Here is a 12541-nt window from a genome sequence, read left to right as displayed (position 1 = left end):
AAATTGAGCAAGTAGTATGCCTCAAATCATTATTGTAGCGCCTATTACTTGAACAAAAGATAGACTCTCACTTAATAATAATGCTGCGAAAGCAGCCGTAAAGATAACCTCTAACGTTGCAATTTGACTGACGGCAGCGGATGCTAGATAGCGCTGCGCATTAATACCTGCTAAATAGGCGAACACTGTAGATACTACCGACAGCCAAATGAATAGCACCCATAAAGGTATAAAAGTGTTACCAATCATAGCAACATCATGCATCACGGCTTGCCAAGGAAAACTGGCCAAAGGGCTGACAATATTAAGGGCAACGGCACCAATAGATGACCCTAGGGCTATCAATACAAGAGCGTTATGGTTTATTAGGCCACGTTCTGACTTTAATACTCTTAAGTCAGGCACTTGACTGGTCATTCCTTAAATAGTTTTGTGTGGAGTGACTCAAGAACTTCTTGATAGCTGTTTACGATAATAAATGGAGGTAGAGCCTTGTTTAAAACCTCTTTAGAAGGTGAAAATAAGTAACCGTGTGAGACTGCTTTTAACATAGTAAAATCATTAAACGCATCACCCAAAGCCATACTATTCTCCAAGGACAAAGGATAGTTTTCTATAACCTCATGCTTACCATTTTTACGACTATATATTACTTTCTTAATATAACCTTCATCATCAACCTGTAAACGATGACAATGCACGGTGTTCATTGGTACTTCTAGCTGCTGCAAGAGCCCTTGTATTAGTTCATGAAAGCAATCTGACACGATCTGAACGTCAAAGCCTTGCACTCTTAACGCTTTTAGAAATTCTGCTGCGCCTTCAATGGGATGAATTTGCCCAATAATACTTTGTAAGTTTGATAGAGTGATCTGATACTTTTCCAGAATATCTATGCGATAGTGCATCAGCTTTTCATAATCCTCAACGTCTCTTGTGGTTATATTAAACTCAGATATATTCAAGCGCTTAGCCAAAAACGGCCATATTTCTGGGACTAAAACGCCTTCCATATCGATAAAAGCGACTTTGTTCATTTTGACTCTCTTTAATTTAAGTTTGCACAAAGTAATAAGGTACCTAATAGACCTAATATAAAACCAATCACCCGATTAATTGTGATTTGTCGCTTTAACATATTTTCTCTTAACGTACGCTGAGAGAACAATAACGCCACTAATCCAAACCATATAAAGTGAGCCAGTGACATAAACAAACCGTAACCTATTAAAATGAACGGTGGTGTATTAGCGCTGACAATTTGCGTATAGGTGCTGATCACAAATAGTGTAGTCTTAGGATTTAAAGCATTCGTAAAAAAGCCATGTCGAAATGACTGCATGGAAGTAATTCGAGCATTAGAATTTACCTCCTCTAATGGCTTCTGTGTAAATGTTTTATACCCAATATAAATGAGATAAAACGCACCAAGATATTTGATAATGGTTAAGAAATTAGGCGCAAGCTTCATGACAACCGCAACCGCTATCAAGGTATAGGCAACGTGTACTAACACGCCTAATGCTATGCCTATAGAGGTTAATACTCCAATGGAGCGCCCATATAAGTAGCTATTTTTGGTAACAATAGCGAAATCAGCACCAGGGCTGATAACAGCAAGAATGGTAATCGTAATAACTGCTAGAAATTCTGTCATTTATTTAGCCATGTAAAGAAAAAACCAACTCAATTTTTTGGTTTCAATAATATTAATTTAAGTGCATTCTCCTATATTCGTTGGTAAACTAAAATTGAGTTATTACCATGGTTATCTATGAGTATTTGGCATGATAGAAAAAATATCGTTGAATTCCTTAAAGTTTTTTTATTATGTCGCTGAACATGGGAGCGTGACCTTAGCCTCTGAAAAATTGTTTGTGACACAAAGCGCGGTAAGCAAACAGATTAAAAATTTAGAGGACTCTTTAGGGCTTGTCTTATTCGATCGGGTGAACAAAAAGCTTATACTTACATCAGATGGCAGCTCACTTTTTGCCTGTTGCCAGCAAGTGTTTGCAAAACTAGACGATTGCCTCGTTGATTTAAAGACACAGCAGTATAAGAAAAAACAATTGGTACTCTCCTGTGAACCAACCATCTCAATGAAATGGTTGATACCTCGGTTAGCTGAATTTAATTCATTAAACTATGGCTTTGAAATTGTATTGCTTACAGGAGGCGGGGCAGTAGACTTTAAAGAGAAGTCCATCGATATCGCTTTAAGAAGAAATGATTTTGAATGGGATAATGGTATTTTCAGTGAAAAGATTATTGAAGAATACATAGTCGCTGTTCGCAATACTAGAACTGAACAGACAAATAAACTTTTACTGACATCTTCTCGACCAAAGTTATGGCAGCACATCAATAAATCTAAATTGCTAAGTAGCAAAATCTTATCATATGAACATATGGTGTTAGAACATTTCTACCTATGTATTGAAGGATGTTTAGCGGGTTTAGGAACCGCTATCGTTTCAATATTTATGGTAGAAAAAGAGATATCAAGTCAATCTTTAGAATTAGTCCATCCCCCCGTAGCAGATAGCTCTTCCTATCATCTATTATCCTACGATCCCTTCTATGAAGACGAAAGAAAGGTGATATTCAAAAATTGGTTGAAGGCCGCGATGTTGCGCAGCAAGCAACAGTTTATGGAAAAATTAACATAAGCTTAGGCGCTGTTATATGTTCTTTATTCTTAAAGTTATGAAGTGTTTCAGATAAGTTTTCGTCTATTTGAGTATGGTAGAATAGTTCTTAAAGCTAAAGGGTCACTTAATAACTGGCCTATATGCTCAATTTATGGGTATCTCTTATTGGCTTGGTCGACTGTGCTGATTATTAAACAGCTACCCCTTTATGAGCGACCCGTCGCAACCGTGTGAGGTTCATATGTTGTCTCAATTACTTCCTATGCTTGGCATTACCTTTGCCGTATTCGTGCTGTTCTTTTTGATGATGGGCATTGGTTATATGGTAAAAAAAGAACCTCTGCGAGGGTCTTGTGGCCGAGTGGCCAATCTAATGGGGGATGAAACGTGCCAATTTTGTGGTGATGATCCCAATAAATGTGAACAGATTAACGATGAAAAAGCTTTTGATAGCAAAAAAGCCAGTCAACTGGGTAAGTCGATTACCTAAGACGCTCAATATAGTTTAATAAGCTTAATTAAACAGTCCACTTAGTATATCCCACAGCAGACAACGCAACCCTATTGAATTAAATCTGCTTGTGCTAAATTCGGCAATATCTGTAGTCGTTGTGAGCTTAATGTTGTCACAGTTTAACAATGAATGGTTTGACCATATTATTCATATTATCCTATAGTCGAAACCAACTAGAAGAGGTACAAGGCAACCGATTGCAAGTAGTTCTCTAGTAGTCTTAGCGAGCTTAACACCGTAACTCTTTAATCTGACTATATCGTGTCAGATTAGGTGATTTACTATGTCCTTGATTCCCTCTAATCATTCTAAAATCAGGTTAGCTCAAGCATTGATGCGACACCAGCAGCATTATCAATCAATAGGAAGCTAAACTATAAGACGTTAATCAATAAGACATCAAGCAATCGAGCAATTAGACGCCAACATCACATACTATATTTTGGTGGTGCTCATTGCCATCGTTTTGCTTTCTGCAAATATGCGATCGCCACTGGTAGCACTAGGGTCGATTGCGCCCGTGATACAAGAGTCTTTAAATATTAGTGAGTGGCATATTGGTTGGCTTGTTAGCACAAGCGGATAGTCATGATTTGGTGCATAGGATTTAAACCCTTATCTGTCCGTTATTGCGTCATTAACTGATGAAGTTGGCTAAAAGATAAAGGTTGGCTCATTATAGATGAACAGCTGTAGTACACTGTAAAGAGCGCGATTCTCAACGCGAAGCCGTTAATTAGTGTGTTAAGTGAGTCATTATGTCTGAAACACCCACTCATACCGCCGCAAATATTGGCGCTTCCAAACAAAGCAGCGCTCATCAAGATAGCTCGGATAAAGTAAGTAGCTCGCGATCTGTCTTTTGGCTGGTTCTTATAGCCATTATGCTCATGGCCAGTAACATGCGATCCCCTATCGTTGCCTTAGGATCTATTGCCCCCGTAGTAAAAGACGCTTTAGACCTCAATGCCACCCATATAGGATGGCTTGGCGCTATACCGATGCTCATGTTTGCACTCGGTGCTTTAATAGCGCCTAATATTGGCAAACGACTTGGCATTGAAAATACGCTTATTGGGGTGGTTTTTTTTATTACCCTAGGTATTATCATGCGCTCTTGGTGGGTGAGCTGGACTGGCTTTTTCACAGGCACCCTTATTCTTACATTAGCGATCGGCTTTGCTAACACCCTAGTCGCGCCTGTCATTAAACAGCGAACTCCTAGCAATATAGCTTTGGTGACTAGCATATTTAGTTTGACGATGTCGGTGATGGCTGGTGTGGTATCAGGCTTGGTGTATCCCTTGACCGAAAAAGTCGGTTGGCAATGGGCGCTCGGCGGCTGGTCTGCGCTGGGTATGGCGGCGCTTGTGGCATGGATAGTTTTGCGACTCAAGCTTGGCTCCTCACACAAGATACCCGTTGCCACTTTAACCACTGATGAGGCCACCCAAGAAGCGGTCTCAATATGGAAAGCGCCGCTTGCTTGGCAATTGGCTCTGTTTATGGGGCTACAGTCGCTACTATTTTATACCGTCGCTGCCTTTTTGCCTTCTATTTGGATGAGTAAAGGCCTTACTGAGGTTGAAGGTGGCAACATGGGCTCAATTTTTCAGTTTATGGCGCCTATCGCAATTATGGTGATGACATGGCTTATTCGCCGCGGCATTCAGATACAAACAGTGGCCCTGACTGCCTCTTCATTAAATGTCATTGGCTTAGTGGGTATTTGTTATTTATCTTCTTCATTCTCTTGGCTATGGTCGTCGATTATGGGACTAGGCTGTGCTAGTATCTTCACGTTATGTATTATGCTATTTTCACTGCGTACCTATAGTCCAAATCAAGCCAGTAAACTATCAGGCATGGTACAGACGGTTGCTTATCTAGTGGCTTTCGCAGGGCCGTTTGGCGCAGGTTGGCTACTTGAACAGACACGAAGCTGGGAAGTTCCCTTGTTATTTATATTAATTCTGACTGTATTAAATGTCATCATGTCTTGGCTCGCCAGTCGTCCTATAATGATTGACGGTAGGCCAGCTTAGGCATTACGCTAGTTTAATAATCCCTTGCTTAATATAATAAATTTTAAACTAAATCTAGAAATTTATATTTTCACAACTTAAACGGTACTAATATGAAGTTTTCAAAATACGGACAGCAATTTACCAAACACAGCCCTATCTTACAGCTTATGGATGATTTGGGCGACGCTCTACGCAGTGAAACGCCTGTTAATTTACTAGGCGGTGGTAATCCTGCCCGTATCGATAAAATTAATGAGGCGTATTTGCAGTCTTATCAATCATTGGAAGACGGTGGTATTGAAGGGAGCGCCATAAACTCGGTGGGCAATTACTCGAACCCACAAGGTGATGCGACATTCATTGACACCCTTGTTGAATTTTTTAATCGTCATTATGATTGGCAATTAACCGCTGACAATATCGTTATTACCAATGGTTCGCAAAATGCTTTTTTCTTTTTGTTTAACCTGTTTTCAGGAAAATTTGAAGATGATAACGGCTCAACCTTCACTAAGTCTATCTTATTGCCCTTAGCCCCTGAATATATGGGCTATAGCGATGTGCAAATTGATGGTCATCACTTTATCTCTATCAAACCTGATATCGAAGAGGTGACTCATAACGATGCAGCCGGATTTTTTAAATACACCATAGATTTTGAGGCATTAGAGAACTTACCTGCCCTAAAAAATGGAGAGGTCGGGGCAATTTGTTGCTCTCGTCCTACCAATCCAACAGGCAATGTGCTCACCGACGACGAAATGGCGCACCTTTCCCGTATTGCCAAACAGTATGACATTCCTTTAATCATTGATAATGCGTATGGCGAACCCTTTCCGAATATCATCCATCCGGAGGTGACTTTAAATTGGGATGCCAATACCATCTTATGTTTTAGCCTCTCGAAAATCGGCCTTCCCGGTGTGCGTACCGGCATTGTTATTGCCAATCCAGACGTTATCAGTGCTATGACCACCATGAATGCGGTGATCAACCTTGCCCCTTCCCGCTTTGGCCCCGCTATAGCCACCCCATTAGTAAAAGACGATACCTTAAAGCAGCTTTGCGATGATACGATTAAGCCTTTTTATGCGGCCAAGGCCGAGCTCGCCATCCGTTTGATAAAAAAAGAGCTTGGCGACTATCCTGTGCTGATTCACAAGCCTGAGGGGGCAATATTTTTATGGGTTTGGTTTAAAGACCTACCCATCACTACCCTTGAGCTTTATGATCATCTAAAAGCAAAAGCGACCTTGATCGTACCCAGCGAACACTTTTATCCCGGTTTAGATACTAGCACTTATCCCCATGCTCATGAGTGTGTGCGTATGAGTATTGCGGCCAGTGACGCAACCTTGGAGGCAGGGATTAAAGTCATTGGTGAGGTGGTGCGAGAGCTTTATGATAATGCCACAAGCTAATAAGCATTTAGCCTTTAGGACTTCTCGATCAGACGTCTACTTTCTTGATCATAATTTGGCTGAGCCTTATCAAGATTATTTAATTAAAAATAAAGACAGATTGATACCTTTTGAACCTCTACGCAGCTCTGAATATTATGACTTAAGTAACATCAAACAGCGTATTGAAGCCATGAATGACGATCTTACGCTAAAACGTGGCGTATATTTTGTTTTCTCACCCAAAGATTCAGATCAGATTATAGGCAATATAAATTTTACTGGATTTATGTATGGGGTCTTTCAAGCCGGATATGTGGGTTTTTCGATTGATGGAGACTTTGAGGGTCAAGGCTTTATGGCTGAGGTACTGCAAGCTTCGCTTGACTATGTGAGACAACATTACGGCCTACATCGTATTATGGCAAATCATTTACCACACAATGAGCGTAGTGCAAAATTACTGCGTAAGATTGGCTTTGAGAAAGAAGGCTATGCCAAATCCTATTTAAAAATTAATGGGATATGGCAGGATCATGTTTTAAATTCGTTGGTGTTTGATAATTAGGTTTCTACAGTATCATCTAGCTCCACAAACTCACTCACCAGCGTCCATTCTATGGCTTTTACTTGTCGCACGCCGCCTGTGGCAGCGATGTCTAAATAAAAGGGCACAACATCCCCTTTGTTTAATACCACAAACTGCCTAAAGTCACCAACTTCAAAGCCTACCTGATAATCCGTTGGGTTGTCGTATTCATGATAAAGTGGCTTGCCATCACTGTCAGTATCTTCGTTATAACGATAACGTCCACTGTATTGACATACTTGACCTGAGGCGATGCGGTGGCGCTTTGTCGTCTCGACTTCAATAGGGCTTTTGTCGGTTATGGGAAAGGTATGTGGAGCATCAAAGCGCCGTATCCATGCATCACTGCTGATTAAGTCAAATCTGGGCGGCTCATTTTCCCATCCGCCGATACTTAATGACCCGTAAGCACCGTTACGCAGTGGGCGTAATAAGTCGTTTATCTTTATATAGCTTTCAGGGATAGGCTCTATCACAGGCAGTACTTGCGGCAGCTCGCTGGCCTTAATCAGATAGCCGTTATCCAGTGGGGTTAAGTCTATTTCTTGCCGTTTAGCCTGCTGATAAAACTGCTCAGCTCTGCCATAGCCTTGTGCCAATTCATGACTGATATAGGTGAGCCAGTCAAGACTCTTTAAACCGTTTTGCATCTCACTACTATCGCTAAAAACAATCCCCTGCACAATACCCAAATAGCGTTGTGCTTGTAGATACATATCGGGTGCCACACTGTTTTGACTGTACGGCGTAGCGGCTTGTAGACCACTAATAGCATAATAAGGAGACAATAGCTTAAGACACTGCTGGATTAACCCATCAATCAGGGGGCGGTAGCTGTCATCTAGCACATACTGATACGGCACTCTTATCCGCAGATAAGAGCCTTCTCTTTTCTGCCAGACTCGCCTTGTCATACAAGAGACCACAAAGGGCGAGGCATAATCTTCCCATTTAGGGTCACCGCTATACAGATGATACTCAATGACATCATCGTCATCGGGATTATCCTGTAGCACTTGCTCAAAGCTTTTTGTATTGTCTCGCCATACGGGCCTAACCTTACCATTAGGCTGGGTCTTAAAGCCCCATGTTAGCTGGTCGTCAAATAGCTTAATGTATTGCTCAATACACTCTGCCAATGCCTGCCGCTTGGCCTTGGTATGCCCATCCCAAAAGTAAAAGCAGCTTTGCCAATGGGCGGATAATACCGTCATACCTTCGGGCTCTAGGTCTGTCGGCCATGCTGGGTCTATAAAGCTTGATTCTTCTACCCAGTGCGCTAGTGTACTGTTGTCTGTAATCATAGTGCATCCTTACTGTTACTAGGGGTGTATCCTTATTTTTAAAAAATGATAACTTATGGACTAGTATCATTAACATTCATTATCGATTGGCATAGCCATACATCATCATTGCTCCTGAAGCTGCTGCAAACTCTGGTGCAGCAACCAATACCAAACAGCCGGCAACTGCTAGGGTGGTAGCGACTAGCATAAATTCACCTATAGGTACTGGTGATAAAGGCGCATGACCAGACTCTTTCTTACCAAGCTTTCAAATACCTATTTATAAATCTACTTTAAGACGGGCGTATTGGAAGGTGTCGTTATAGTTACCATCTTCACCCCAAGCTTCAATAACATGGTTAGCAGGAAAATACAGATAACCGTCTTTTGACCAAAAAATATTTTTATAATCAAATGTTGGCATCCAATAATTGAAGCCTGCGGACAGGACAGGATGAATACCTGAGTCATTAACGCTGTATAACTCTAAATCAGTTACCATTTCATAAGGATTTGCATAGAGAGCAATAATGAATTTTTGATCAGGTGATATAAATGGATAATCTACAAAAGACTGCGTTCTTTTACCCGAAGTCATATCATAAAATGTATAGTCATAACTCTCCCAATAGTTACCCATTACTAGATGCTGATTAAGCTCATCAATATGCCCAAGGTAGCTAAACTCTTGTGTTCCATCATTATCAACTACGTTGTCTTTTAGAACTACTTTTTCAGGAGATTCTGGCAGGTTAATAGTTAACTCCCCTTTTTTCTTTACAACTTGATTCGAGGTTTTACTTAGAAAATTAACGGCTGAATGACGTTTGCTGTCATATAGTGATTTTGAGATAGACTCAATAGTAAGATAACCGTCTTCAAGCATTGTCATATCATCATAGTGATGATATTTATCTCCCCTATCAAAGTACACGATACTGTTTAACTTTTGGGAATTCAGTTCCAGCTCTTCTATGGCGCCTGTATCTTCCTTATTAATATATACAGTCATCCAACCATCTTCATCAATTGCATATTTTTGATTTTCTACATATTGTCTGTTATAAGCGTGTTTGCTGGCTTGGTCTTTGATGACGTACCAATCATCAATCTCATCTAACCCACCAATAACTTTCAAGCGCGTACCATGTCGATAGTCAGCAATCGTATCTGAATCAATTGATGGAAAGAGCTTGCCCCAGGCGCCTTCATTTTTGATATAGACTTCCTTTAAGGTAGGAGCATCCCCAAGATTACCTTGATAGTTGACAAGAGCGACTGCAGCTGCTTTATCAGTGTCGTTTACTATCGGTTTAGTACTAGATGTCACCTCATCAGTATCGTCTTTATATGATTTATTTTCTTGTGGAGACACGTTATTATCAAAATTGGGTTCAGGTTTCTGTTTCAGTGACGTTAACTGTTCACCCAATGTTCGTAAGGAAAAGCTGCCTGACACAGCAATAAAACCGATAGCAATAAAGAGACTGCTTAGAGTGACACCTATCATGAAAGATTTTATATTAGACATTTTATTTGGTTCTCTTTAAACAGTAGAGTTTGCAAGGCTTCTTTGAATGTACGCTTATATTTATGATGACAATATATTTATAAACATACTATAACCAATATAGACAGTATATAGGCTTAAAATTCGCTACTATAGGTATAATAAACAGCCAATTAACTTTACTGAATAAATGATTAAGAGACAATTAATGATGCAGACCAACTCGAAAGTAATTATTAATCAACCTAAAAGGAAGTTTTGTCTACTAACAGCATTGGCGACAATCACTTTAGCAAGCTCACTATTGATAGCCTGCCAGCCCAGCCCGAATGATGCTGACTCTGCTGCTACAGATACAAATGAAGCAGTTGCCGTCGCTCCAGTATCAGAGACCGTTACCAATACAACAGCGCCACAACCGATTACCTCACCTACCCAAACTATCGAACAACCCATCACTATCTTAGCACTCGGCGACTCTCTCACTGAAGGTCTCGGTGTCCCAGAAAATCAGGCATACCCTGCCCAATTAGAACAAGCCCTTAAGAGTGCAGGCTACGTGAATGCCAAAGTAGTGAACGCTGGCCTAAGCGGTGAGACCAGTAGTGGACTGGTCAATCGCCTTGACTGGGCGCTTAAAACCAAACCTGATATTACTATTTTAACCATAGGCGCTAATGATGCGATGCGCGGTATCGATGTGGCCACTATTGAGAAGAATATCCGTACCGCCATCGAGCGCTTGCAAAGTGATGGTAGCATTGTGGTACTGGGCGGCATGCAAATCTATGACAACTTAGGGGATGAGTATGTCAAAGAGTTTTCAGCGATTTACCCCAAACTTGCTGAAGAATATAACATTGCTTTTATTCCGTTCTTTTTAGAAGGTGTGGGTGGTGATCCTAAGTTAAACCAATCAGATGCTATTCATCCCACCGCTGAGGGGTATACCAAGATAGTTCATAACAATATATTACCCGTACTTAAGCCAACGCTTGAGAAATTTGTGGATAGTAAAGAGGCTGAGCCTAATGAGACCGTCCAATGAGTAAGTCGATGCGTAAAACAGTAAGTGACACCTATTCGAATAAAACCAGCAAACCCCTATTGTACGCCAGCAATTTAAGCAAGAGCGTGATGATTGGCGAGACTAAGACGGATATTATCAAAGACGTCAATGTGAGTATCGGTGCTGGTGAGTTTGCAGTAATCATGGGTAAATCAGGTTCGGGCAAGTCTACTTTGCTTGGACTTCTTGCAGGACTGGACTACCCTGATAGCGGTGAGGTTTGGCTAAATGGTCAGAATTTAACGGACTTGAGCGAGGATGAACTGGCACAAAAACGACAACAAGATATGGGCTTTGTGTTTCAGTCGTTTCATTTATTGCCGACGTTAACAGTAGCAGAAAACATTGCATTTCCGCTCGATATCGCCCGTCAGCCAGACGCCAATCGTGTGGAAGAACTGCTGGTTGCAGTAGGCCTAACCCATCGCCGTGACAGCTTACCACATCAACTTTCAGGCGGTGAACAACAACGCACCGCATTGGCTCGGGCGCTAGTGGCTCGTCCAAAAATCATTTTTGCCGATGAGCCAACAGGTAATTTGGATGAGCAAAACGCCCAGCAGGTAATGAATTTATTGCTAGAGCTACAACAACAGTCCGGCACCGCTTTGGTGGTGGTGACACATGACCCTGCATTGACTGAAAATGCAGATCAGGTGATTACTATTCATGATGGGCGGGTTTTGGGATGATAATCGTCGTCACTTTAAAACTGGTTATTGTGTGACTGGCGTTATTCTTATAGCTGAGACTAGAAAATCCATCCCCAGCCCTTCCTTTGGAAAAGGAAGGGAGCAATCTTTTGACATTCAGCTTAATATAAACGCTCTAGGCAAACTTTTTAAAATTTAAAGACGACAATCCTTACGTGAACTTCTAAGGTTTTAGCCCCCCTTTCTCAAAGGGGGGTTGGGGGGATTATACGAGTCTGACTTTACGCTCAAATAAATAAGGACTTAGATGCTACCTGCAAACCCGAATCTAAAAGAGCCCGCCCGTCATCTACGCAGCAATCAAACCGAAGCAGAACTATTGTTATGGTCTAAAATACGTAGAAAGCAGATTGCAGACGTACAGTTTTACCGTCAACGTCCATTACTCAACTATATCGTTGATTTTTATTGTCCAAAAGCGAAGCTGGTTATTGAATGCGATGGTCGTCAGCATCATACATCACAAGGGCTTGAAAAAGATAACATTCGTGATAATTGCTTAGCTGAATTAGGGATACTGGTTTTACGATATGATAATAGACAGATATTGACGCAAATAGATACTGTTGTTCAGCAGGTTGGTGAGGTTGTGAAGGCTCGGTTGTTAGATTTTTGATGTGGTCTAATAACTCCATTCTCTGCCCTTAGAAGCGTTAATAAAAGCTCTGGGAGACATTTTTAGCTTCGCAAGAGTCAAGCTTGTTTGACCGATTGGAAAAGGAAGGGAGCAATCTTTTGACATTCAGCTTCCCGTGGCAATAGCGTGAATCTGATAATAA

At 41.1% G+C, this 12541-nt stretch carries 13 protein-coding genes; 8 read left to right on the top strand and 5 right to left on the bottom strand.

The window, feature by feature from the left end; translation table 11 throughout:
• Positions 1–21: 21 nt before the first annotated feature.
• The 3 genes from AC2SLT_RS01290 to AC2SLT_RS01280 are packed head-to-tail and all read right to left on the bottom strand — an operon-like array spanning position 22 to position 1657.
• On the bottom strand, positions 22–405 hold the full coding sequence (locus AC2SLT_RS01290) for an EamA family transporter (protein WP_486545518.1): 384 nt from the start codon (positions 403–405) through the stop codon (positions 22–24).
• A gap of 8 nt (positions 406–413) precedes the next feature.
• Positions 414–1037, bottom strand: a complete 624-nt coding sequence (gene thrH, locus AC2SLT_RS01285; protein WP_486545516.1) for a bifunctional phosphoserine phosphatase/homoserine phosphotransferase ThrH — start codon at positions 1035–1037, stop codon at positions 414–416.
• A gap of 11 nt (positions 1038–1048) precedes the next feature.
• Positions 1049–1657: a LysE family translocator gene (locus tag AC2SLT_RS01280; protein ID WP_486545515.1), complete on the bottom strand. Its 609-nt coding sequence runs from the start codon at positions 1655–1657 to the stop codon at positions 1049–1051.
• A gap of 130 nt (positions 1658–1787) precedes the next feature.
• Between AC2SLT_RS01280 and AC2SLT_RS01275 the strand changes: the two genes are divergently transcribed.
• The 5 genes from AC2SLT_RS01275 to AC2SLT_RS01255 all read left to right on the top strand — a co-directional run bounded on the left by AC2SLT_RS01275 (position 1788) and on the right by AC2SLT_RS01255 (position 7163).
• Entirely contained in the window at positions 1788–2672 is an 885-nt protein-coding gene (locus AC2SLT_RS01275) for a LysR family transcriptional regulator (protein WP_486545514.1), read from the top strand.
• Between the two features lie 223 nt (positions 2673–2895).
• The gene (nqrM, locus tag AC2SLT_RS01270; RefSeq protein ID WP_486545513.1) at positions 2896–3144 is read left to right on the top strand and encodes a (Na+)-NQR maturation NqrM; all 249 of its coding nucleotides are present in this window, start codon (positions 2896–2898) and stop codon (positions 3142–3144) included.
• A gap of 782 nt (positions 3145–3926) precedes the next feature.
• Positions 3927–5213, top strand: a complete 1287-nt coding sequence (locus AC2SLT_RS01265; RefSeq protein ID WP_486545512.1) for an MFS transporter — start codon at positions 3927–3929, stop codon at positions 5211–5213.
• Between the two features lie 92 nt (positions 5214–5305).
• Positions 5306–6616, top strand: coding sequence for a valine--pyruvate transaminase (locus AC2SLT_RS01260; protein ID WP_486545511.1), 1311 nt, complete (start codon positions 5306–5308; stop codon positions 6614–6616).
• Positions 6597–7163: a GNAT family N-acetyltransferase gene (locus AC2SLT_RS01255; RefSeq protein WP_486545510.1), complete on the top strand. Its 567-nt coding sequence runs from the start codon at positions 6597–6599 to the stop codon at positions 7161–7163. The genes AC2SLT_RS01260 and AC2SLT_RS01255 overlap by 20 nt, the downstream gene beginning before the upstream one ends.
• Here AC2SLT_RS01255 and AC2SLT_RS01250 read toward each other — a convergent pair.
• A complete protein-coding gene (locus AC2SLT_RS01250; protein ID WP_486545509.1) occupies positions 7160–8488 on the bottom strand; it encodes a type VI immunity family protein in 1329 nt (442 codons plus the stop codon). The two genes, AC2SLT_RS01255 and AC2SLT_RS01250, sit on opposite strands and share 4 nt — an antisense overlap.
• 262 nt (positions 8489–8750) lie before the next feature.
• A complete protein-coding gene (locus AC2SLT_RS01245) occupies positions 8751–10001 on the bottom strand; it encodes a hypothetical protein (RefSeq protein ID WP_486545507.1) in 1251 nt (416 codons plus the stop codon).
• Positions 10002–10188: 187 nt separating this feature from the next.
• Between AC2SLT_RS01245 and AC2SLT_RS01240 the strand changes: the two genes are divergently transcribed.
• The 3 genes from AC2SLT_RS01240 to AC2SLT_RS01230 all read left to right on the top strand — a co-directional run bounded on the left by AC2SLT_RS01240 (position 10189) and on the right by AC2SLT_RS01230 (position 12378).
• Positions 10189–11028: an arylesterase gene (locus tag AC2SLT_RS01240; RefSeq protein WP_486545505.1), complete on the top strand. Its 840-nt coding sequence runs from the start codon at positions 10189–10191 to the stop codon at positions 11026–11028.
• Entirely contained in the window at positions 11025–11741 is a 717-nt protein-coding gene (locus AC2SLT_RS01235) for an ABC transporter ATP-binding protein (RefSeq protein ID WP_486545504.1), read from the top strand. The genes AC2SLT_RS01240 and AC2SLT_RS01235 overlap by 4 nt, the downstream gene beginning before the upstream one ends.
• A 268-nt stretch (positions 11742–12009) precedes the next feature.
• The gene (locus AC2SLT_RS01230) at positions 12010–12378 is read left to right on the top strand and encodes an endonuclease domain-containing protein (protein ID WP_486545503.1); all 369 of its coding nucleotides are present in this window, start codon (positions 12010–12012) and stop codon (positions 12376–12378) included.
• Positions 12379–12541 lie beyond the last annotated feature (163 nt).

Source organism: Psychrobacter sp. CX18, assembly GCF_057396215.1.
The sequence above is the reverse complement of the archived record's forward strand: the minus strand, read 5'-3'. Positions and strand labels throughout refer to the sequence as shown.

What these genes read in the sequence shown, in the direction of transcription:
- nqrM (WP_486545513.1), top strand. Translation starts at nt 2,896, where the DNA reads ATGTTGTCTCAATTACTTCCTATGCTTGGCATTACCTTTGCCGTATTC.
- AC2SLT_RS01265 (WP_486545512.1), top strand. Translation starts at nt 3,927, where the DNA reads ATGTCTGAAACACCCACTCATACCGCCGCAAATATTGGCGCTTCCAAA.
- AC2SLT_RS01250 (WP_486545509.1), bottom strand. Translation starts at nt 8,488, where the DNA reads ATGATTACAGACAACAGTACACTAGCGCACTGGGTAGAAGAATCAAGC.
- AC2SLT_RS01275 (WP_486545514.1), top strand. Translation starts at nt 1,788, where the DNA reads ATGATAGAAAAAATATCGTTGAATTCCTTAAAGTTTTTTTATTATGTC.
- AC2SLT_RS01245 (WP_486545507.1), bottom strand. Translation starts at nt 10,001, where the DNA reads ATGTCTAATATAAAATCTTTCATGATAGGTGTCACTCTAAGCAGTCTC.
- AC2SLT_RS01255 (WP_486545510.1), top strand. Translation starts at nt 6,597, where the DNA reads ATGATAATGCCACAAGCTAATAAGCATTTAGCCTTTAGGACTTCTCGA.
- AC2SLT_RS01240 (WP_486545505.1), top strand. Translation starts at nt 10,189, where the DNA reads ATGATGCAGACCAACTCGAAAGTAATTATTAATCAACCTAAAAGGAAG.
- AC2SLT_RS01230 (WP_486545503.1), top strand. Translation starts at nt 12,010, where the DNA reads ATGCTACCTGCAAACCCGAATCTAAAAGAGCCCGCCCGTCATCTACGC.
- AC2SLT_RS01235 (WP_486545504.1), top strand. Translation starts at nt 11,025, where the DNA reads ATGAGTAAGTCGATGCGTAAAACAGTAAGTGACACCTATTCGAATAAA.
- AC2SLT_RS01260 (WP_486545511.1), top strand. Translation starts at nt 5,306, where the DNA reads ATGAAGTTTTCAAAATACGGACAGCAATTTACCAAACACAGCCCTATC.
- AC2SLT_RS01280 (WP_486545515.1), bottom strand. Translation starts at nt 1,657, where the DNA reads ATGACAGAATTTCTAGCAGTTATTACGATTACCATTCTTGCTGTTATC.
- thrH (WP_486545516.1), bottom strand. Translation starts at nt 1,037, where the DNA reads ATGAACAAAGTCGCTTTTATCGATATGGAAGGCGTTTTAGTCCCAGAA.